This is a genomic window from Chengkuizengella marina, from assembly GCF_009910845.1.
GTDB classification, from domain to species: domain Bacteria; phylum Bacillota; class Bacilli; order Paenibacillales; family KCTC-33759; genus Chengkuizengella; species Chengkuizengella marina.
The window spans coordinates 25,008-46,517 of record NZ_SIJB01000019.1 but is presented as its reverse complement, the minus strand read 5'-3'; the positions used below and the strand labels follow the sequence as shown (position 1 = coordinate 46,517).

Below are 21,510 nucleotides of genomic sequence, written 5' to 3'. Positions count from 1 at the left end.
CCTTCGCAGGTAAATCCGAGTACTTTTTCGGGGCCCAGTAATAACGAATAATTCCATTTATCATTCTTTGTTTCGCATCTAGTTTTCAGGGAGCACTATACATAATGACGCGGGGTGGAGCAGTCTGGTAGCTCGTCGGGCTCATAACCCGAAGGTCGTAGGTTCAAATCCTGCCCCCGCAACCAATTTAATATGGAGCTGTGGTGTAGAGGCCTAACATGCCTGCCTGTCACGCAGGAGATCGCGGGTTCGAATCCCGTCAGCTCCGCCACTAATACAAGAACCAAGGAATGAAGGTTCTTTTTTTATTGGTACAAATAGGGATGAAGAACCCAGTGGGTTCGTCGAAGCATAAGCTTCGAAGGAATACATCGCAATCATTAACAATATAAGGCTAAGGGGTCCCCGGAAAGTATTCGGAAAATACATAGAATCATAAACTTCACTTTTTGGGGTATATACAGTCAGCTCCGCCACAAATACAAGAACCAAGGAATGAAGGTTCTTTTTTTTATTGGTACAAATAGGGAATGAAGAACCCAGTCGGTCCGTCGAAGCATAAGCTTCGAAGGAATACATCGCAATCATTAAAAATATAAGGCTAAGGGGTCCCCGGAAAGTAATCAGTCGATCATAAACTGCCACTTCCATGTGTCAATTCCGACACCAGTTCATCCATGAACTGGGAATCACTACGATGTACTCCACTTTTTGGGGTATATACAGTCAGCTCCGCCATTAAAATAAGAACCAAAGAAACTAAGGTTCTTTTTTTGTTGTGTAGAACGGATATGATTCTTCTTCATATATGTTTGTATATTTCATCTATTTTATGGAAAAATATGATTGTTATTTGTTCAAATATAGAAAGGATCAACATGTAAATGGATGAATTGATTTTAGCTAGGTCTTTATTTGGAACGACTATGGGATTTCATATCATATTTGCAACCCTAGGGGTAGGTATTCCATTGCTTTCACTTATTTCAGAAATTACGTATCAAGTTACGAAAGATAAACATTATGCTGTGATGGCTCAAAGATGGACAAAAGGGTTTGCAGTATTACTAGGAGTAGGTATTCCTACAGGAACCATTGCAGGAGTTCAATTGACACTTTTATGGCCAGGATTTATGGAAGTTGTAGGTAAAGTCATAGCTCTGCCTTTTCAAATTGAAATTTTTGCCTTTTTGTTAGAAGCATTGTTTATGTCAATATATGTTTATGCCCAAGACCGATTATCTGCTTCAATGAGAATCATTAGTTTATCTCTTGTTACTTTGGGAGCGTGTGCTTCAGCGGTTTTAATTACGAATGTTCATGCATTTGAAGGAACTCCGGCTGGTTTTAGAATTGTAAATGGAGAGATTGTTGATATTGACCCTTGGGCTGCTTTTTTTAACCCTAGTTTCTTTGTTACGGGAGGGCATGTTGCAGTAACAGCATTTATGACTGGTGCATTTACAATTGCATCTATTGCAGCTTTTAAAATGTTACGTGAAAAAGGATTAACAAATGTGTATCATTTTCATAGAAAAGCTTTAATGCTTGCACTGATAACAGGAGGCTTCTTTTCATTGTTAACTGCACTGAATGGACATGATTCAGCACAACTGCTTCATAAATATCAACCCGAAAAGCTAGCAGCTGCAGAAGGATTATTTGAAACACAAGCCTATGCACCTTTAGCGATAGGAGGATATACAGATCGAGAATCAAAGGAGGTTAAATGGGGAATTGAAATTCCTTGGTTGTTAAGTTTTTTAGCTAATAATAGATTTGATGAGGTTGTTATAGGGTTAAATGATTATCCGGAAGAAGAGTGGCCACCTTTATTTGTACATACTTTGTTTAATGCTATGGTTGGTATTGGATTTCTTTTACTTGGATTATCGATTATCGGATTTATATGGCATGATCTCATGAGGAAAAAGTCTTTTCCAAAATGGATGATGTGGTTATTTATTGCTACGGGTCCTCTTGCTATGTGTGGTATTGAATTTGGTTGGATTTTTGCATGTACAGGTAGGCAACCTTGGGTTATATATAGAGTAATGTTAACTGAGGATGCAGTAACTAAAACTGGTGGGATTGGATCTTTATTTATCATGTTTGGAATTGTCTATCTGATATTATTAATTTCTGTGGTCTTAGTACTTTACTATTATTTTAAAAGACATCCTGTTTCTAAGGAAATATAATACATGAAAGGATAAAGTATTATGAGTGATGAAATATTAGCTATAACGTTATTATGGATGTTTGTGTTTATATATTCTGTAGCAGCCTCAATTGATTTTGGTGCTGGATTTTGGTCTATGATTTATCTAAAAAAACCTCATCTTAAAGCTACAGATATAGCAAATCGCTATTTGTCACCTTCGTGGGAAGTTACAAATGTGTTCATCGTTTTAATCGTAGTTGGCTTGGTTACGTTTTTTCCTACAGCGGCTTTTAAAATTGGGAGTGCATTATTAATTCCAGGAAGTCTTATCATTTTGTTGTTAGCAATTCGCAGTGCTTTTCTTGTTTTCTCACACACGGCATATAATAAATACAAATCTTTACTTTACATTATATCAGGTATTAGTGGGATATTAATTCCTGCATTACTCATCAGTATTTTACCTATTACACAAGGAGGATTTATCGATGGTTCTAATGGAACCGAACAGTTATTATTTAGTGAACTGATAACTAGTGGGAGTGTTTACACATTCATAGGTTTTGGAATTACAAGTACATTATTCTTATCTTCACTCTTATTAGCTGACTATTCAAATGTAGCTGAAGAAACAAAAACTTACCAAATTTATCGTACAAAAGCCATTGTAATCGGACCTATATCACTTATAATGGCATTTCTTATTCTATTAACAATGCGAGAAGAGGCGAATTGGCTATTTGAGAATATGATGTCAGAAAAAATTTGGTTATTGCTTTCAGTGATCACTTTTATTATAGGATACATTTTTTTGTGGATTCCAGGTAAAAAAGTAAAGGGTCAACCAAGAGGAGCTGTATTGTTTGTAATATTACAGTATTTTATAGCAGGATATGCTTATGGAAAAGCACATTTACCTTATATTATTTATCCTGATATGACGTTAAGAATCGGGTTTACTGATCCTAACACTTTTAGAGCTTTGTTTGTTGTTTACATTGTAGGATTTATCGTCTTAACACCTGGTTTTTATGTTTTTTGGAAAATGTTTTTGAAAGATAAAAGATATTTGAAACATACATAAAAAATAAAAAGGGAACTCTATAATATCTGAGTTCCCTATAATATTTTACTGTTTTATCAATCATTCCTTTTTGTTTCTGTATCTGCGAATGAAAAAGACTACAGCCACTATCATTAGTCCTAAAATGATTAAAACAGGTGAATTACCTACCAAGAGAATAAATAAATTTGAGAAGAAGTTTATTAATCCGTTTAAAGAGTTTACAAATTGTTCTTTGGTTTTAGCCAAAACATTTAGATCTTCATTATTAAATTCAGGAACAATGATTTTCTCTTCATTAATGGAAATGGATACACTTGCTAATGCGCTATGATTTTGCAAATAAATCATTCTGCCTTTTATTTGTTCAATTTCCTCTTGAATTCTAGCCAAATCATTTGATATTTTCAATAAATCTTCCGTTTTATCCGCACTTTCCATAAACCCTAAAAGTCTTTCTTCAACAATTTCTTTTGATTTCATACGTGACTCTAAATCAACATATTCTTCAGTTACATCTCTTCCAGATATATTCCGATTCGTCACTTTTATACTTAGAGCTTCAACTTCTTCCAAAAATGTAGTGAATTGAGCTTGAGGAATTCTTACATCTAGATGAGCACTTATATTTTGTTCAGAATGTCTATTTACAGATGAATTTACGATATATCCATCCATATGTAATAAAATTTGTTCTATTTTTTGTTGAGTTTGTAAATAGTCCTCTACATCAATAGATAGATCAGCATTGTAAATAATCATTCTTTGTGTATTTTCTTGAATAGATTCTGATTGTACTTGATTAGAAGATTCGTTGGAGCTAAAAGTAACAGTTAGGTCAGTTTCATATGGCACTTTAGATGCATCTTCATCACTGAGAGCATATCCATCAGTGCCGTATAAATCTAAAGGTTCCTCAGTGGCTGCTTCTTCAGCGAAGTTATATGAAGCATCCTCCCCTTTACTTTCATCACTGCTACAAGAAACAAGTAGTAGTGAAACTACTCCAATCACTAAAATAAACATCAATATCTTTTTCATCTATATTTCCCCCTTTTTATATAGGACGTAGCTAAATTATAAAATGTTTCATCATTAGATTCGTTTATTAATGTTTATGAATATTTTTTAATTCATAAAGTTAAAAAGAACCCAGAAAATAAAACTAAATAAAGTTTCATTTTCTGGGTTCATTCATTGCTATGAAATACATGAATCATTATGATATGTGGATAGTATTTTATCTAATGAATCAATCATTATTTCTTGGTTTTTTAATAATCCTGTAATACCGATCTCCATTTTTTGAATTATAATAAACTTGTTTACGTTCTTTGGAAATGGGATCAATGAAAATTTCATCTGTTTCTTCATAACCAGGTGGAATTTTATCACCATCTTTATCATCCGCTCTTCTGTCTAAAAGGGGTTGAAGAAGGAGTGCTCCAATAATAATAAAAATCGGTGCAAAAGCAAAAAGATAGAAAGAAGTATCCATTATTTATCAGCTACCTTTTCAACAATGACGGCGGTGCCATAAGCAGCAACCTCACTTAATTGTCCACTTGAACCAGAATCAAAACGCATCATGATAATAGCATTAGCACCCATTAAATTTGCATTTTCAACCATACGATCAATGGCTTGTTTTCTTGAATCCTCTAGTAATACTGTATATTCTTTTATTTCACCTCCAACCAATGAACGTAAACCTGCGACAATATCATTTCCAATTCCCCTTGCACGTACAACAATCCCAAATACAGGACCCTTTGTCTCCTTTACATGATAACCTTTTATATTTTCTGTTGTTACAACAATCATGTTATTTGCCTCCTCATTTCATTTTTTAAATCTTTTATAAAAGTACGAACAAATAATTTTTTACTATTTATACGATTATATTCTGTATTGTGTTTCAAATTATTCTTTCCAGTTTATTAATTGATTAAATGTTTTTTTATTTGGAAATAGGGGTTTTTATTACACCTTTTCAGGGAGTTCCCCGAATTACTTATTTTACCTTTAGAACTACAATAAAAGTATAAATTAATTCTTTCTTAATTATAAGATCTGGAGGAGATTAGGATGCAGAGTACAATCAAAAAATGGGAACCAGAAAATAAAACTTTCTGGACACAATCGGGAAAAAGTGTAGCGACCAGAAATTTATGGATATCAATTCCAGCTTTATTATTAGCATTTTGTGTGTGGATGGTATGGTCCGCAGTAGCAGTTAACTTAAACAGTATTGGTTTTAATTTCACAGACAATCAATTATTTACTTTAGCTGCTTTACCTGGTTTAGTAGGTGCAACATTGAGAGTATTTTATAGTTTTATGGTTCCTATATTTGGAGGTAGAAACTGGACGATTATAACAACAGCGTCATTACTAATTCCAGCTATTGGTATAGGGATGGCAGTTCAAGATCCTACAACTTCTTTTATGACAATGGCTATTTTATCTGCATTATGTGGATTTGGAGGAGGTAACTTTGCTTCTTCAATGGCAAATATCAGTTTCTTTTATCCAAAAGAGGTAAAGGGAGCAGCATTAGGATTAAATGCAGGATTAGGTAACTTAGGTGTAAGTGTAGTTCAATTTTTAGTACCTGTGGTAATAGGACTAAGTATGTTTGGAGTCTTTGGTGGAGAATCTCAAACGATGGTTACAGACAGCGGAACAAGAGAAGTATGGATGCAAAATGCGGCTTACGTATGGGTTATACCTATTGTAATCACTTGTATCGTGGCCTTTTTTGGAATGAATAACTTAGCTTCAGCTCAAGCTTCTTTCAGAGAACAGGCTGTCGTTTTTAAAAGAAAACATACTTGGATTATGAGTTGGTTATATACGATGTGTTTCGGTTCTTTTATTGGTTATTCCGCAGCATTTCCATTATTAATCAAAACACAATTTCCAGAAGTAAATCCATTGCAATTTGCTTTCCTTGGTCCTTTAGTTGGAGCACTGATTCGCCCTGTAGGGGGTTGGCTGTCTGATAAATTGGGTGGTGCTCGTGTTACATTTTGGGATGTTATTGTCATGATCATAGCAACTAGTGGTGTTGTTTTCTTCTTAAATACCGATAACTTCTGGGGATTCTTCATTATGTTTATGATCTTATTTATAACTACAGGTGTAGCAAATGGTTCTACGTTCCGAATGATCCCAGTTATATTTGAACCTAAAGAAGCTGCTCCAGTGTTAGGTTTCACATCAGCAATTGCAGCTTATGGTGCTTTCTTTATACCTAAAGCATTTGGTACATCTATTTCTGCAACCGGTTCTCCAAATACAGCTTTATATGCTTTTATTGCTTACTACGTGATAAGTTTGTTTGTAACATGGTACTGGTATTCTAGAAAAAATGCTGAAATCAAATGTTAGGGTGGGGGAATTCCCTGATCTAATGAGTTACTATAAAAGATTAAACTTAAGTGAGGGAATTCTCCCCTCACTTAGGTTCATAAGGAAGGAGGTTTTTGAAAATGGGCAGCTTGCAACCAGAAATTGAGAAACATTTAGAAGGTATTCGTTTACTAAGCTCAAGTGATTTTGCAGGATTTGCAATTTTAGATCATCAAGAGTATATCATTCGTTGGAAATATGTTTCAGGTAATCGAAACGACCGTTATAAACGAATAAAACTTCGTCCAGGAAAAGGAATTGCTGGGCAGGTCATAAAGCATGGTCGCCCTGTTATATTTGATTCACAATATGATAAAAAGTTAATCGATTTACGCGAATATCCCATATTACTCGCTGAAAGTTTAGAAGCTGTTGCCGCTGTACCTGTTACATTGAAAAACGCTGTTGCTGGAGTCTTGATGATAGGTAGCAGGATCCTAAGAGATTTTGATAAACAAACCATTGAATTATTAGAGAGCATAGCGGAACAGTTGGGTTCTATGATTCAAAATTATAACTCAAACGATAGGGAAATATTTCAATCACTTAGAAAACCAAATTCAAATAAAACAAATAGAAAGTTAGGAGGTTAAACTAAATGAATACTAAAGTAAATCAAAGACAACCCTCCATCGAACGAGCATTTGTTTCTAGATTTGCGATGCATATGTTTTTTACAATACTTATTATATTTATTTTAACGTTCGTTGGATCTAGAATGTTTACTCACATGGATTTAAATTTATATGGTTACATGGTGGGAACATTAGTATTTTTAATCGGGCTATTCTATCGTTTTTTAAGCTGGAGTGAAAGACCGCCTGCTAAATTAATGATCAAAAAAGGAAAAAAATTAATTTTTAGAAAGCGAACCGCTAAAACAACTACAAATGATATTGCTCTTCAACGTTTTATTTGGAATAGAGGTTTGTATAGATGGTTTCAACATATGATGATGGGCTGGGGAGTTATTATTTCTTGTTTGGTCACTTTCCCACTCGTATTTGGTTGGATGTATTTTACGATGGATGACAACGGTTTTTATACTGTTGTTTTTATGGGACTCAATTTGATGAAAATTAGTGCGGATGGATTTTTAGCGTTTTTATTTTATAACTCATTAAACATTACTGCGATTATGGTTATTACTGGTGCAAGTATGGCGATATATAGACGTTTAAAAAATATGCAAGCAAGAGCTGAACAAACCGTTGTTTTTGACTTTATGCCTTTATATATGCTTCTATTTATAAGTATTTCAGGATTATTGCTAACAGTAAGTAACGTGTTTTTCAAAGGTTTTATCCAACCTGAATTATCACTGATTCACCAATTTTCTGTAATCGTCACCTTAATATATTTGCCATTTGGAAAACTTGCTCATATTCCGATGCGACCGTTAGGGGTCTATGTTAAAAATTATAGAGAGTATTATGGTAATCAGTCCATGAAAAAATGTAAAGTTTGTAGTAATGAATTTGTATCTACTGAACAATCTAAAGATGTCATAGATGTATTAAATCAAAATGCGATTGAATTTAAAAAAGAAGAAGGTTTCCACTTAGCCGAATTATGTTTACCTTGTAGAAGAAATTATCGGATTTCAAAATTTAGTGGTGTAAAAACTCATTTAACAAAAGCAAAGGAGGCGAATCAGGATGCAAGAGGTTAAAGCTTTAAAAGAGATTTCGAATGTCAATCATCCAAATGAAGAATTAATTAAAACACATTGTAGTTATTGCGGCATGCAGTGTGGGATGAATCTTCGTGTAAATACAAAAACGAATAAGATCATCGGCGTTGAACCTCGCTATGAGTGGCCTGTAACAGAAGGTAAAATGTGTCCTAAAGGAGTTACTGCATATCAACAAACAAATCATAAAGATCGCCTTTTAAAACCATTAATTCGTGATGATGCTTCTAAAAAAGGAACGAAAGAGGGATTTCGTGAAGCTAGTTGGGATGAGGCTCTTGATCTTATTGTAAAAAACTTTAAAGCATTGCAGGGGAAACATGGTGATGACACCTTATCTGTATATAGCGGTGTATCAATGACGAATGAAAAATGTTACTTAACAGGTAAATTTGCTAGAGTTGCCTTAAAAACTAAATATATTGATTATAATGGTCGATTTTGTATGGCGAGTGCTGCAGGAGGTTCTTTAAGATCACTAGGGGTTGATCGAGGTTCCAGTTTACCTTGGACAGACTTGCATCAAACAGACTGTTTATTTATTGCTGGTAGTAATACCGCAGAATGTCACCCAACATCCATGTATCGAGTTTGGGAAGTACAGAATCGTGGAGGATATTTAATTGTTGTTGATCCCAGAGAGACACCGATTGCTAGACGTGCTGATCTTCATTTGGACCTTAGACCAGGAACAGACTTGGCATTAGCGAATTGTATGGTGCATTTATTAATCAAAAATGGTCGTGTTGATGAAGAATTTATTAAACAACATACCAATGGATTTGAAGAAACAAAAGAATTAGTAGCGTTGTTTACTCCAGAATATACTAGTGAAATAACAGGTGTAAGCCCTGAAAAATTAATCAGAGCCGCAGAGATTTATGGAAAAGCACCAAATGCTATTGTTATGTTTGCTAGAGGAGTTGAGCAACAATCTAAAGGTGTAGATAACGTTTCAGCTTATATTAATATGGCTTTAGTCTCAGGTAAAATTGGAAGGCCTAAATCAGGTGTGGCGACATTTACTGGGCAAGGCAATGGACAGGGTGGAAGAGAACATGGTCAAAAATCAGATTTGCTTCCTGGATATAGAAAAATTACGAATCCTCAGCATGTAAAAGAAGTGTGTGAAGTGTGGGGAATTAAACCAGAGGAAATGCCTGGACCTGGGGTTTCAGCTTATGAATTATTTGAATTAATGGATAAAAAAGAGATTCGTGGGATGTATTTATTATGTTCAAATCCAGCTGTATCTGCTCCAAATTTAAATTTTGTGAAAAATGCGATGAAAAATTTAGATTTTATGGTTTGCTCCGATTTCTATTTATCTGAATCTGCTGAATTTGCAGATGTTGTCTTGCCAACAACGACTTGGGCCGAGGATGAAGGAACGGTTACAAATTTAGAAGGAAGAATCATTAAAATCAATAGGGCCCAGAAACCACTAGGTGAGTGTAAAACGGACTGGGAGATACAAATTGAAATTGCAAAACGTTATGGAAAAGGGAAATATTTTGAACATTTAAAAACGGCAAAAGATGTAGCAGATGAATTTAGATTAGCAACCAAGGGTGGGAATGCAGACTATTCAGGGGCAACGTGGGAAAAAATCGAAAAACAAAATGGAGTTTTTTGGCCATGTAATGAAGAGAATGTTGATGGAACCCCACACATGTTTTTAGATAAGAAATTTTATCATCCTGATGGGAAAGCCAAAATTTGTGCGCTTCCATACAGACCACCGGCAGAAGAGCCTAATGAACAATATCCGCTTAGATTAACAACTGGAAGGGTAGTATATCATTATTTATCAGGAAATCAGACTAGAAGAATACCATTTTTGAAAGATATGTGTCCTGAACCTTATGTAGAAGTTCATCCAGAATTGGCTAAAAAGTATCAGATTGAACATGATCAAATTATCCGTTTGTTTACAAGACGTGGAGAAGCAAATTATAAAGTGAAAATAACGGAAGCTATTCGAAAAGATACTGTCTTTGTTCCATATCATTTCGGTCATGAACAATCTATCAATCTATTAACGAACGCAGCTTTAGATCCGATGTCTCGTATGCCTGAATTTAAAGTATGTGCAGCTCAAATTGAAAAACTGTGAGGTGTGAACAAATGAAAAAAGTTTTATATATTGAACTAGAAAATTGTATTGGTTGTCGTTCGTGCCTTGCCGGTTGTACACAGTGTGGTGGGCATGAACAAAGAAATCGAAATTATGTCATCGATGTAAATCCGTTTGTAGATCGTCAAACGATGCCTATGATGTGTTTACACTGCGAAAATCCACCATGTGCAAGAAGTTGTCCAGTTCAAGCCATTCAAGTGCATGAGACAGGAGCAGTTTTATCAGCAATGACGGAAAAATGTCTAGGTTGTCAAAATTGTACTATAGCCTGCCCATATGGAATTCCAAAATTTGATGTGGAGCAAAATTTAATGTATAAATGTGATTTATGTATAGATCGTACAAAGGATGGAATTCCACCTATGTGTGCAAGTGTTTGTCCTACGAATACTTTACAATGGGTAACAGAAGAAGAGTTAGCAGTGAAGAAAAGTCAATTTAGATTAAGTAATGGAATGATGGCCAGCATGGAAGATCCATATTTAGAAAATAAAACGAATGTACATGTTAGTTTGCCGGGTATATTAGAAGGTAAAGAAAAACTATTTTAGTTTACCCCAAAAAGTGAAGCAAAACAAACATCTAACTTTTCAGCACAAGACGTGCTGATCCTACGTTAGACACATGGATGTTAGGTAGAATTCGGGGCTCATAAGCCTATTTAATAATTCTAGTGAGATTATATAAACATTAGAATAATACCTCAAATAATCGTTAGGGAGTGAAAAAAATGGATAAGAATAATAAAATCCCTTTTGACGAAGATAATTATACTCATAATATTAATAAAAATAATGAACGTAAATTAGATCGAAGAGGATTCATGAAAACGATGGTTGGAGCTGCAGGATTATTTGCTGTTTCTACATTGCCATGGGGTTCTATTGCTGCTACAGAGTTAATGGGTTTAAGAGAGAAAAAATATCCAAAAAAAGAAATTATCGATGTAAAAAAATTAAATATTGGGGATGCATTTGAATTTGCTTACCCAACAGATCATGATTCAGCATTATTGATTCGATTAGGTGAAAATGAATATAAAGCTTATCAAAATGCATGTACACATCTTCGTTGCCCAGTTTTTTGGGAACAAAGTAAAAGCGAGCTGGTATGTCCATGTCACCATGGCTTCTTTGATGTAAAAACAGGTTCACCAACAGCTGGTCCACCAAGAAGACCACTTCCTGAAATTACAATTCAAGTTGAAGCGGGTAAAATCGTAGCAACAGGGGTGAAACGATATGAAACGTAGTTATCGTGGAGTTATTTTACTGTGTGCCGTACTATTTTTAAATATTATATTTACTCAAAAAGCAATTCATCAATATTATTATGAAGATTATACAGCGACAGTTATTTATGCAATATTAAATATAATATTATTCCCAATAGCACTATTCATCTACCACAAAGAGAAGAATGTTTAAGATGTACCCCCAAAAGTGAAAGGTATGTTTCGTAGTAGTCAAGAATTCAACTACTTCTTCGTTATAACATCAATCAGCGATCTTGTTTATACTTTTCGGGGGACCCCTATAACCTATTTGAACTATTTAAAAAGGAAGGTGGACTAGATGAATGATTTTCGCTTGGAGATATGTTTCATTCAAAAGAAAGGTTTAGCATTATCCGATAAAGTAAAGAAAGAAATGAATATGTTATTTGCATTACAAGCAGAATGCTTTACTGATACCAAAGAAAAGGACAATATGGAAATTGTCACAACAGAGATTAGAGGTAAAGGAAGTTGGGAAAATGAAGAGCAAATCATAGCCTATATTGAAGAACATCTTGAATTGGAAGTACTAACTTCTATATATGGATACAGTATACAGGTTTTCCCTAATAAAAAAGGCTGTCTTCATTGCGGTTAACCAATTTTAACATTTATGATAAACTAATAAAAAAACCAAAAAAGTGAAGATACCCTTTGTAGTATATACCTATTACTTTTGCGGGGCCCTAAACTAAAAAATACCCACAAATATCTCATGGGAAGTAGGGATATGAAATGATTAAAATTTTAATCGTTGACGACCATGCCGTTGTAAGGTCAGGTTTAATGATGTTATTAGATGCTAATCCATATGTTGAAGTCATAGGTGAAGCTGCTGAAGGTAATGAGGCCATCCAAAAATCACTTGATTTAAAACCCGACGTTGTTTTAATGGATCTTAGTATGCCACAAGGAAAAGATGGTTTATCTGCTACCACGGAACTTAAAAAACTGTTACCAGAAATAAATATATTGATCCTTACTATGCATGATGATGAAGAATATTTGTTTCGAGTAATTCAAGCCGGAGCATCCGGATATATTCTTAAAAGCGCTCCACATGAAGAATTATTAAATGCCATTCAATGTGTTGCCTCAGGTTCTGCTTATTTATATCCTTCAGCGATTAAAACATTAATGGAGGAATATCTTGAGAAAGTAAAACAAGGTGAAAATTTTGATACATTTGATTTACTATCTGATCGTGAAAAAGAAGTACTGACATGGGTAGCTAAAGGGTATGCGAATAAAGACATTGGTGAGCAATTAAACATTAGTGTTAAAACAGTTGAAACACATAAAAGCAAATTAATGGAGAAGTTGAATTTAAAAACAAGGCCAGAATTAGTGAAATATGCCTTAAAAAAGGGGCTGCTTCATTTTGAATAGAAATAATCTATATCCTGATATTAATGAGAATGTAAAACAACTTCTTTCTAATATAGGTGCTAATAACGTTTCAAAGAAAACAAAAGAGAAATTACATGAAACTTTAAGCCAATTAGTAGATCTTAAAACTGCACTAGATGAATCATCCATAGTGGCAGTAACTGATCAGTATGGTACCATTAATTATGTAAATGATAAGTTTTGTGAAATCTCCAAATATTCAAGAGAAGAATTAATCGGTCAAAATCATCGTATTGTTAACTCTGGGTTTCATTCTGAAAAATTCATAGGAAATCTATGGAGTACGATATTAAACGGAGAAGTATGGAAAGGTGAAATTAGAAATAAAGCAAAGGACGGTTCGTTTTATTGGGTGAACACAACAATCGTACCTTTTTTAAATGAAGCAAACCAACCTTATCAGTTTTTATCTATTAGAACAGAAATTACAAAGTTAAAACAAGCAGAAAAAGAACTTAAAAACATGATGACAAAACTAATGAATGTACAAGAGGATGAAAGAAGAAAAATATCTAGAGAATTACATGATGGAATTGGACAACGTTTGTTTTCATTACTCATTCAAATTGATCAAATATCTCATGACATTGAACATAATAACTTAGAGGTCATGCGGAATGATGTTTCAAATATCATTCAAGAAATTCGTGATATGTCTTGGGAGCTTAGACCTTCAGTTTTAGATGATTTAGGTGTAGTTCCAGCTATACGTTCCTACTTGAAGGAATATTCACAGCATTATGGTATTGAAGTGCAATTAGATACAAATATAAAAAAACGTTTGGAAATAGATATAGAAACTACAATTTATCGCATTATTCAAGAAGCTTTGACCAACATAGGTAAATATGCAGATGTTTCAGAAGCATTTGTAAAGATGATTGAAGATGAGAAAAAGATTGTAGTTAGCATTATGGATTACGGTCACGGATTTGTAAGACAAAGGGATATGAAAGGTGTAGGTTTATTTAGTATGGAGGAGAGAGCAAGGGCAGTGAATGGCGAATTAGAAATAGAATCTGAGCCTGAAAAAGGTACTCATATTAAACTAACGATAAATAAGTTATAAATTGAATAGTTCTATATGAGAGGAAGAGGATACATGAAAGGAAATAAAGATATTCCTTCAAAATTCAAGCGAAACATAGTTCAAGTGTCAGAAGCACAGAAGCTTATATTTAAACATATTCAAAATGGTAATATTGAAAAAATTCCTTTAATTGAATCTTTAGGGAGGCGATTGGCGCAAGATTTCATTGCACCGATTGACCTCCCTCATTTTAGAAGATCAGGTATGGATGGTTATGCGATTCGATCTATAGATACAAAAGGTCTATCCTCCTCAAACCCAATGATATTAGAAGTTATTGAAACAATACCATCTGGAAAAGTACCATCACAATCTATTTCAGCAAAACAAGCTGCGAGAATTATGACAGGTGCAATGTTACCTGACGGAGCAGACGCAGTCATTATGTTTGAAATGACTGAAGAATTTATTGAAAACGGTAAAAAGTACATTCGCATTAAAAGAGAGATAAACAAAAAACAAAATGTAACAAACATTGGAGAAGAAGTTGAATCAGGGACTCATCTAATGAATAGAGGAAGAAAAATCGGTATTGGGGAAATAGCTCTTCTTGCGACATATGGGTTTCATATTGTAGAAGTTTATAAAAAGCCTGCAGTTGCCATCATTGCAACTGGATCAGAACTCCAAGATATTCAAGAACCCTTGGAAATGGGTAAAATTAGAAATAGTAATTCAAGCATGATTGCCTCACTAATCATAGAGGCAGGTGGAAATCCGATTTGGATAGATAAACTGCCAGATGACTTGAATATTGCAAAAAATAAAATTTTAGAGTTACTTGAAACTGTTGATATAGTGATTACAACTGGAGGCGTATCAGTAGGCGATTATGATATTATGTTTGATTTTTTCCAACAGTGGAAGGCAGGGGAAATGTTATTTAATAAAGTGGCTATGCGCCCTGGCAGTCCTACTACAGTAGGTATTTTTCAAAATCACTTTCTATTTGCATTATCAGGTAATCCTGGTGCATGTTTTGTTGGGTTTGAATTGTTTATTCGACCTGTTTTAAAAGGTATGCAAGGTTGTGATCGATTATATCCGGATACTTTCATAGCGTATCTTGAAGAGGATTTTACTAAAGTGAATGCATTTCAAAGATTTATAAGGGCCAAGAGTAGAATTGATCATGGTTCTGTCTATGTTAAACCTATTGGTGAGGATAAATCAAGTGTAATGGTGTCCATTAAGGATGCGAACTGTTTAATCGTAATTCCTGCTGGTGGACAAGGATTAAGTAAAGGAGATAAGGTTAAAGTGATTCGGTTAAAGGAATTGGAGTGATATCATGAAAAAACCAAAAGTGATTCAAGTAGTTGGTTACAAAAATACTGGAAAAACAACATTAATATGCAAATTAATTGAAAAGTTACAATCAGCAGGGTATATGGTTGGAGTAATTAAACATGATGCACATGAGTTTGAGCTAGATATGGAGGGTAGGGACACTTGGATGTATCAGAAAGCTGGTGCACATAGTATTGCAATTACATCTGATAAAGGAAACGAAACCTGTATCATACACAAAAAATATACACCTTTAAATGAAATTATAAAAAATATGAAAGACAAAGATATTATCATAGTGGAAGGTTTTAAACTTGAAAAATATCAGAAAATTGTTATGATCAAATCTGAAGACGATATTGAACTTCTTTCTAGTTTAGAAAATGTGATTGCTGCTGTTACATGGATTCCAGTTGAATTCAACGAAATCCCGGTATTTTCAATAAATGATATTCATTCAATTTCGTCCGTCATTTATCCAGAAAAGTAAAGAAAAAATGTTCAGAGGAAGTGTTTTATGATGATCAAAATATTATTTTTTGCAGGTTTAGCAGATGCAGCAGGTGTTCGTGAAATTAAAATTGATCTAACTAAACCGAATATGACAATTGAAAGTGTCAAACAATTGTTAAAAAATCAATATTCTTCAGCAGCATTTATAGATGAATTAGATAAAAGCTTTGCTTCAATTAATCAAGAATATGTAAATCAGGATACAGTTGTTACAGAAAATGATGAAGTCGCTTTTATTCCACCTGTAAGTGGAGGATAATGATTTGTTTTTGTATGACTAATTCAATAAGGACATATATTCTAACAAACAAATGTTCTAAATCAGCACTTCCTGTTTAAGAGGTGTGACGTCCACTTACACTAAATATTCTTATATTGGAGTATAATCTACTATTGTATGCTAAAACTTACTAAAAACCCTATTTATTTGTTTTACAACTATATATATTAAATAGGAAGAGCTTCTCTTATAGTAAATCAGGTAGTAAATATAAAACAGCGAAGAAATGGGATACACTTCCAGCAATTACAAATAGATGCCAAACTGCATGGTGGTAAGGGAATTTTCTCCAAACGTAAAATATGGTTCCAACTGTATATAAAATACCTCCAAGTACTAACCAAATAAAACCATTTAACAGCATATTCTCGTATAGAGGTTTAATTCCAATTACAATCATCCAACCCATTAATACATAAAATATTGTTGATAATAGAATAAATCTTTTTACAAAAAACACTTTAAAAACAATTCCAATAACTGCTAATCCCCATATGATACCAAATATAGTCCAGCCTAATGGACCTCTAAGTGTTACTAATACAAATGGTGTATATGTTCCAGCGATTAACAAGTATATAGCAGAATGGTCTAATACTTCAAATACATTTTTAGTCACACCTTCTTTAAAACTATGTAGTAAGGTGGAAAATACATAAAGTAAAACCATGGTAGATCCAAATATTGTAAAACTAACAATATGCCAAGGAGATCCATATAGGCTTGAAAACACAATTAATAATACAAGTGCAGCAATACTTAATAGTGCGCCAATTCCGTGTGTGATGGCATTCACTATTTCTTCTTTATGAGAATATTTCATAAGAAAAATACCTTCCTTTATATTAATTTGATATATAAATCATATCTTAATTTATAATTATAAATCAATATTTAAAGTTTTTGTTTTCAAATCATCCACAACTAGGTATAATAATACAGGACGATTTTTGTCGACAAATGTTTATAATTGAAAAATCAGGGGGATTTAAAGACTTATGGACTGGCAGGATTTGATTTTTAAATTTGTGGGTGGATTAGGAATCTTTTTATTCGGTTTAAAGTACATGTCTGAAGGTTTACAGAAAACTGCTGGGGACAAATTAAGAAGTTTGCTTGCTAAATACACTACGAACCCGTTATTAGGTGTTCTGGTTGGGGTAATAGTTACGATATTAATTCAATCATCTTCAGGCACAACAGTGTTAGCTGTTGGTTTAGTCAACGCAGGTTTAATGACATTGAGACAATCCATTGGTGTGATTATGGGTGCTAACATTGGTACTACGATGACAGCTTTTATCATCGCAGGTGTTAAAATTCAAAACTATGCACTCCCTATAATAGCAGTTGGAGTATTTCTCATCTTCTTTTTGAAGAAAAAATTGTACAATTACATAGGACAAGTCATTTTTGGATTTGGTATGTTATTTTATGGATTGAAAACGATGGGGAGTGGGGTTAAACCACTAAAAGATCTTGAAGTGTTTAAAGACTTTATCATTAATTTGGATAATCCTATTTTAGGTGTAGTTGTAGGAACAATATTTACGGTAGTTGTTCAAAGTTCAAGTGCAACGATAGGTATATTACAAACAATTGCTACAGAGGACTTGATCAATATAAAACAAGCTTTGCCAGTATTGTTTGGGGATAATATCGGAACTACAATTACGGCTATCATTGCTTCCATTGGCGCATCCGTTGCAGCTAAACGTGCTGCGGCGGCACATGTAATTTTTAATATCATTGGAGCAACTTTATTTATAATTTTTCTATATCCAGTTACTCAATTAATCATATGGTTAGGAGACTATACTGGAGCGAGTGTAAGTATGCAAATTGCTTACGGGCATGGTTTCTTTAACATCACAAACACATTAGTACAATTGCCATTTGTAGCATTCTTAGCTTATCTAGTTACAAAAATTGTTCCGGGGGAAATGAAACAATTAGAGTTTGAAGCCAAATACTTAGATGAACGTTTATTGTCAAATCCATCTGTTGGATTAGGGCAAGCTCAGCACGAAATTATTCGTATGGGTGAGTTAGCAAGAGAAAGTCTGCAGGAAGCTTCAGAGTATTTCTTTAATAAAAATGATAAAGCGAAAAATATGGTTGAACAAACGGAAGAGTTAATTAATGAACTAGATAAAAAAACAACAGAGTATTTAGTGAAAATTCAACAAAATGAACTTAGTGAAAAAGAATCAGGCAAAGCCTCCATTTTATTGCAAACGATCAATGACATTGAAAGAATAGGTGATCATTCAGAAAACATCATGGAACTTGCTGATTTATCCATTTTAAAGAAAGCTGAGTTTTCAGATGAGGCTTGTACAGAATTGAAAAAAATGATTGAGCTTACCGACAAAACAATTCAACAATCCATTGAAAGTTTAGAGAATGATGATAAGGAGTTAGCAGAGCAAGTTTTAGATAATGAAGCTGAACTAGATAAAATGGAAAAGCAATTCCGTAAAGCACATATTAAACGTTTAAATCAAAATTTATGTAGTGGGACATCAGGAACTGTATTCTTGGATATTTTGAGTAATTTGGAAAGAATGGGTGATCATTCTAAAAATATAGCTCAGTATGTTATTTTTGGAGAGTAATTAGTATATATTTTAAACTCTTAAAAGTGTGGTAATGATCCACACTTTTTTTCTATATTTGATATAATAAAAAGAAAAAAATAAGAAGTGATGATTGTGAAACATAAACAGGATCTTCAAAAAAAATCTTATTATTTTGCATATGGATCATGCATGAATCGAAATTCATTTAAAGGAACTGTTCATGAGTTTGAGGTATTAGGTAGAGCTGAATTATTTAACTATAGAGTTGGATTTACTAGAGAATCAGACAAATGGGGCAAAGGTGGAATTGCTGATATTCTTTTTACACAGGATCATATCATGGAGGGCATTCTTTATTCGGTTCCAGATCATCTTATACCTGAACTTGATCGTAGAGAGCGTGCTGGAGAAGAGTTTTTACATCCTATTTACAGAAGAATTAATGTGACTGTGTTTTTTAATGAAGTTCATATGAATGCATTTACTTATGAAGTGATAAATAAAGAGGTTTCAGAAATTGCACCAAGTGAAAAGTATAAAAATGCAATCATAGGTGGAACAGATTTGTTAAGCCGTAAGTATGTGTACAATTTGCAAGCACATATGAGTCAATTAATGAAATAAGGATTTGTAAACTTTTTATAATAATTTATACATGAAAGGTATGAATTCATATTGAATTCATACCTTTTTTATGATTACTTAAAATCATCATTATGAAAGACACGCACTTATTCACTTAAATCCGGGCCCCGCAAAAGTAATAGGATTAATCTTCAAAGCATTATTACTTCACTTTTGTGGGTATCTTAGTAATAAGGTGATATCATTAAATAAACGAGTACACCTGTTAAACTAACGTACAACCAAATAGGCATCGTCCATCGAGCAATTTTACGATGACGTTCGATTTGCATATTGAAACCTCGTGTGATTGAAATCAGTGCAAGTGGTACAATGACAATAGACAATAATATATGAGATAATAAAACAAAATAATATATATAACGTATAAAACCTTCTCCACCGTACAATGTAGATTCGCTTAAAGAGTGATATGTTACATATGAAATCAAGAATAAAAATGTAGTTGAAAAAGCCAGTATAATAAAATTGCGGTGCACTTTAATATTTTTCTTCTTTATAGAAATTAAAGCAAACAATAAAAAAATAAATGTAAAGCTGTTAAAAATAGCATTAAGCATTGGCAGTATGGTGATATCAAAACCAACTTCAACCTCAATTGAAGGTAAAAAGTATAGTAGTGCGACAACAGCTATTAAAATAATAGATAAAGCAATAATTAACGGTGTGAAATTACGTTGTTTCACAGGTGAATGGTTTGACATAAGTTCCTCCTAATTCATTTCTATTCGCTGAACTGTAGTGATGATTGAAAATCCTAATTTAGAATAAACGATTTCTCTTTTAAACACAATAATGCCTTTACAAAAAACATGAAATATTTATGAACTTAGTTCTATTAGGTGATTATGAATTTACCCACCAATATGAGACATTTCAACTTTGTTTCTATTCAATCCTTTAGTATCTTTTAGTCTAATTTCTGAATAACGATCATCTCTTTTATTCCAAACATTAAGAATGATTTTTTCAATTTCTTTATCTGTAGCTCCTTCTCTTATAGGTGTTCGCAAATCATGACTTTTATTTGCAAATAAACAAGTATATAAAAAACCTTCAGCAGATAATCTTGCTCTAGTACATGAAGAGCAAAATGCTTGGGTTACAGAAGAAATAAATCCAATCTCCGCATTAGATCCTTTATATTTATACCTTTTTGCTACTTCTCCAAAATAATTCGCTTTTATAGGTTCTAGTGGCATTTCTTTATGGATTAAATCTAAAATTTGTTTGCTTGGAATGACTTCATCCAACTTCCAACCATTGCTATTTCCTACGTCCATAAATTCAATAAATCTTAAAGTATATCCTTTGTTTTTGAAATATTTTGCCATCGGTAAAATATCTTGTTCATTGATTCCTTTCTTTACAACCATATTGATTTTGATTGGAAAACCCGCTTCATGAGCAAGGTCTATAGCTTCTAAAATAGGCTCTACATCAAACCCCATACCGTTCATCTTTTGAAAACGTTGATGATTTAAACTGTCAATACTTACTGTTATACGATTTAACCCTGCATTTTTTAAATCTGGAATAAATTTTTTTAATAATGAGCCATTAGTAGTTAATGCAATATCTTTAATTCCATTAACTTGTGAAATTTGATGAATCAAATCAGGCAACTGTTTTCTTAAAAGGGGTTCTCCTCCAGTAATACGTATCTTTTCAACGCCGATATTTGCAAATATTTTAACTAATCTTTCCAATTCCTCGAAAGATAAAAGTTTGTTTCTAGGTAAAAATTCAAAATCAGGACCAAATATCTCTGCAGGCATACAGTAGGAGCATCGGAAATTGCATCGATCTGTAACCGAAATTCTTAAATCACGTAAAGGTCTTTGAAATGAGTCGAGTATATTTGATTTTTTATTATTTATCATCTAAGATTCCTCCAAGGTTAAGAGAACGTTAAAATCAAGTTATTTATTTTTCATAACTTAGTATATC

At 33.3% G+C, this 21,510-nt stretch carries 22 protein-coding genes and 2 tRNA genes; 18 read left to right on the top strand and 6 right to left on the bottom strand.

The features are described from left to right. Window positions 1–108 precede the first annotated feature (108 nt). From ERL59_RS08535 to ERL59_RS08520, 4 genes are all read left to right on the top strand, one after another. Window positions 109–185: transfer RNA gene (locus tag ERL59_RS08535), tRNA-Met, on the top strand. Between the two features lie 9 nt (window positions 186–194). Beyond that, window positions 195–271 (top strand) — tRNA-Asp (locus ERL59_RS08530). 613 nt (window positions 272–884) lie between these two features. Next, window positions 885–2,201, top strand: coding sequence for a cytochrome ubiquinol oxidase subunit I (locus ERL59_RS08525; protein WP_160645786.1), 1,317 nt, complete (start codon window positions 885–887; stop codon window positions 2,199–2,201). Between the two features lie 21 nt (window positions 2,202–2,222). Further along, window positions 2,223–3,248 (top strand): cytochrome d ubiquinol oxidase subunit II, encoded by a 1,026-nt coding sequence (locus tag ERL59_RS08520; RefSeq protein WP_160645785.1) that lies wholly within the window; start codon window positions 2,223–2,225, stop codon window positions 3,246–3,248. A gap of 60 nt (window positions 3,249–3,308) precedes the next feature. On the opposite strand, the gene ERL59_RS08515 is transcribed toward ERL59_RS08520, so the two are convergent. The 3 genes from ERL59_RS08515 to ERL59_RS08505 all read right to left on the bottom strand — a co-directional run bounded on the left by ERL59_RS08515 (window position 3,309) and on the right by ERL59_RS08505 (window position 5,051). After that, window positions 3,309–4,268 (bottom strand): DUF4349 domain-containing protein, encoded by a 960-nt coding sequence (locus ERL59_RS08515; RefSeq protein WP_160645784.1) that lies wholly within the window; start codon window positions 4,266–4,268, stop codon window positions 3,309–3,311. A gap of 211 nt (window positions 4,269–4,479) precedes the next feature. Beyond that, window positions 4,480–4,725 (bottom strand): hypothetical protein, encoded by a 246-nt coding sequence (locus tag ERL59_RS08510; protein ID WP_160645783.1) that lies wholly within the window; start codon window positions 4,723–4,725, stop codon window positions 4,480–4,482. Continuing rightward, window positions 4,725–5,051 carry a YbjQ family protein gene (locus tag ERL59_RS08505; protein ID WP_160645782.1) on the bottom strand — a complete coding sequence of 109 codons (327 nt, stop codon included), beginning with the start codon at window positions 5,049–5,051 and terminating at the stop codon, window positions 4,725–4,727. Before ERL59_RS08505 ends, ERL59_RS08510 begins: the two co-directional genes overlap by 1 nt. Before the next feature lie 264 nt (window positions 5,052–5,315). On the opposite strand from ERL59_RS08505, the gene ERL59_RS08500 reads away from it, so the two are divergent. From ERL59_RS08500 to moaD, 12 genes are all read left to right on the top strand, one after another. Then, on the top strand, window positions 5,316–6,620 hold the full coding sequence (locus tag ERL59_RS08500; RefSeq protein ID WP_160645781.1) for a NarK family nitrate/nitrite MFS transporter: 1,305 nt from the start codon (window positions 5,316–5,318) through the stop codon (window positions 6,618–6,620). 101 nt (window positions 6,621–6,721) lie between these two features. Further along, window positions 6,722–7,234: a GAF domain-containing protein gene (locus tag ERL59_RS08495; protein WP_160645780.1), complete on the top strand. Its 513-nt coding sequence runs from the start codon at window positions 6,722–6,724 to the stop codon at window positions 7,232–7,234. 38 nt (window positions 7,235–7,272) lie between these two features. After that, the gene (locus tag ERL59_RS08490) at window positions 7,273–8,313 is read left to right on the top strand and encodes a hypothetical protein (RefSeq protein ID WP_407925695.1); all 1,041 of its coding nucleotides are present in this window, start codon (window positions 7,273–7,275) and stop codon (window positions 8,311–8,313) included. Further along, a complete protein-coding gene (locus tag ERL59_RS08485) occupies window positions 8,300–10,450 on the top strand; it encodes a molybdopterin oxidoreductase family protein (protein ID WP_160645778.1) in 2,151 nt (716 codons plus the stop codon). The genes ERL59_RS08490 and ERL59_RS08485 overlap by 14 nt, the downstream gene beginning before the upstream one ends. Window positions 10,451–10,461: 11 nt before the next feature. Continuing rightward, the gene (locus tag ERL59_RS08480) at window positions 10,462–11,025 is read left to right on the top strand and encodes a 4Fe-4S dicluster domain-containing protein (protein WP_160645777.1); all 564 of its coding nucleotides are present in this window, start codon (window positions 10,462–10,464) and stop codon (window positions 11,023–11,025) included. Between the two features lie 179 nt (window positions 11,026–11,204). Further along, window positions 11,205–11,726 (top strand): Rieske (2Fe-2S) protein, encoded by a 522-nt coding sequence (locus tag ERL59_RS08475; RefSeq protein WP_160645776.1) that lies wholly within the window; start codon window positions 11,205–11,207, stop codon window positions 11,724–11,726. A gap of 322 nt (window positions 11,727–12,048) precedes the next feature. Next, window positions 12,049–12,348, top strand: a complete 300-nt coding sequence (locus ERL59_RS08470; protein ID WP_160645775.1) for a hypothetical protein — start codon at window positions 12,049–12,051, stop codon at window positions 12,346–12,348. 137 nt (window positions 12,349–12,485) lie between these two features. Continuing rightward, window positions 12,486–13,139, top strand: coding sequence for a response regulator (locus ERL59_RS08465; protein ID WP_160645774.1), 654 nt, complete (start codon window positions 12,486–12,488; stop codon window positions 13,137–13,139). Then, a complete protein-coding gene (locus ERL59_RS08460; protein ID WP_201763512.1) occupies window positions 13,132–14,229 on the top strand; it encodes a PAS domain-containing sensor histidine kinase in 1,098 nt (365 codons plus the stop codon). The genes ERL59_RS08465 and ERL59_RS08460 overlap by 8 nt, the downstream gene beginning before the upstream one ends. Before the next feature lie 33 nt (window positions 14,230–14,262). Further along, window positions 14,263–15,537: a molybdopterin molybdotransferase MoeA gene (locus tag ERL59_RS08455; RefSeq protein ID WP_160645773.1), complete on the top strand. Its 1,275-nt coding sequence runs from the start codon at window positions 14,263–14,265 to the stop codon at window positions 15,535–15,537. Between the two features lie 4 nt (window positions 15,538–15,541). Further along, window positions 15,542–16,030, top strand: a complete 489-nt coding sequence (mobB, locus tag ERL59_RS08450; protein WP_160645772.1) for a molybdopterin-guanine dinucleotide biosynthesis protein B — start codon at window positions 15,542–15,544, stop codon at window positions 16,028–16,030. A 30-nt stretch (window positions 16,031–16,060) separates the two neighbouring features. Next, the gene (moaD, locus tag ERL59_RS08445; RefSeq protein ID WP_160645771.1) at window positions 16,061–16,312 is read left to right on the top strand and encodes a molybdopterin converting factor subunit 1; all 252 of its coding nucleotides are present in this window, start codon (window positions 16,061–16,063) and stop codon (window positions 16,310–16,312) included. A gap of 208 nt (window positions 16,313–16,520) precedes the next feature. Here the strand turns inward: moaD and trhA are convergent, their stop codons facing one another. Continuing rightward, window positions 16,521–17,156 (bottom strand): PAQR family membrane homeostasis protein TrhA, encoded by a 636-nt coding sequence (trhA, locus tag ERL59_RS08440; RefSeq protein ID WP_160645770.1) that lies wholly within the window; start codon window positions 17,154–17,156, stop codon window positions 16,521–16,523. Window positions 17,157–17,331: 175 nt separating this feature from the next. Here trhA and ERL59_RS08435 point away from each other — a divergent pair, with 175 nt between their 5' ends. Beyond that, a complete protein-coding gene (locus ERL59_RS08435; RefSeq protein ID WP_160645769.1) occupies window positions 17,332–18,951 on the top strand; it encodes a Na/Pi cotransporter family protein in 1,620 nt (539 codons plus the stop codon). Between the two features lie 96 nt (window positions 18,952–19,047). Further along, window positions 19,048–19,539, top strand: a complete 492-nt coding sequence (locus ERL59_RS08430) for a gamma-glutamylcyclotransferase family protein (protein ID WP_160645768.1) — start codon at window positions 19,048–19,050, stop codon at window positions 19,537–19,539. Between the two features lie 185 nt (window positions 19,540–19,724). Here the strand turns inward: ERL59_RS08430 and ERL59_RS08425 are convergent, their stop codons facing one another. Next, on the bottom strand, window positions 19,725–20,264 hold the full coding sequence (locus ERL59_RS08425) for a DUF420 domain-containing protein (RefSeq protein WP_160645767.1): 540 nt from the start codon (window positions 20,262–20,264) through the stop codon (window positions 19,725–19,727). Between the two features lie 150 nt (window positions 20,265–20,414). Continuing rightward, on the bottom strand, window positions 20,415–21,443 hold the full coding sequence (gene moaA / locus ERL59_RS08420; protein WP_160645766.1) for a GTP 3',8-cyclase MoaA: 1,029 nt from the start codon (window positions 21,441–21,443) through the stop codon (window positions 20,415–20,417). Window positions 21,444–21,510 lie beyond the last annotated feature (67 nt).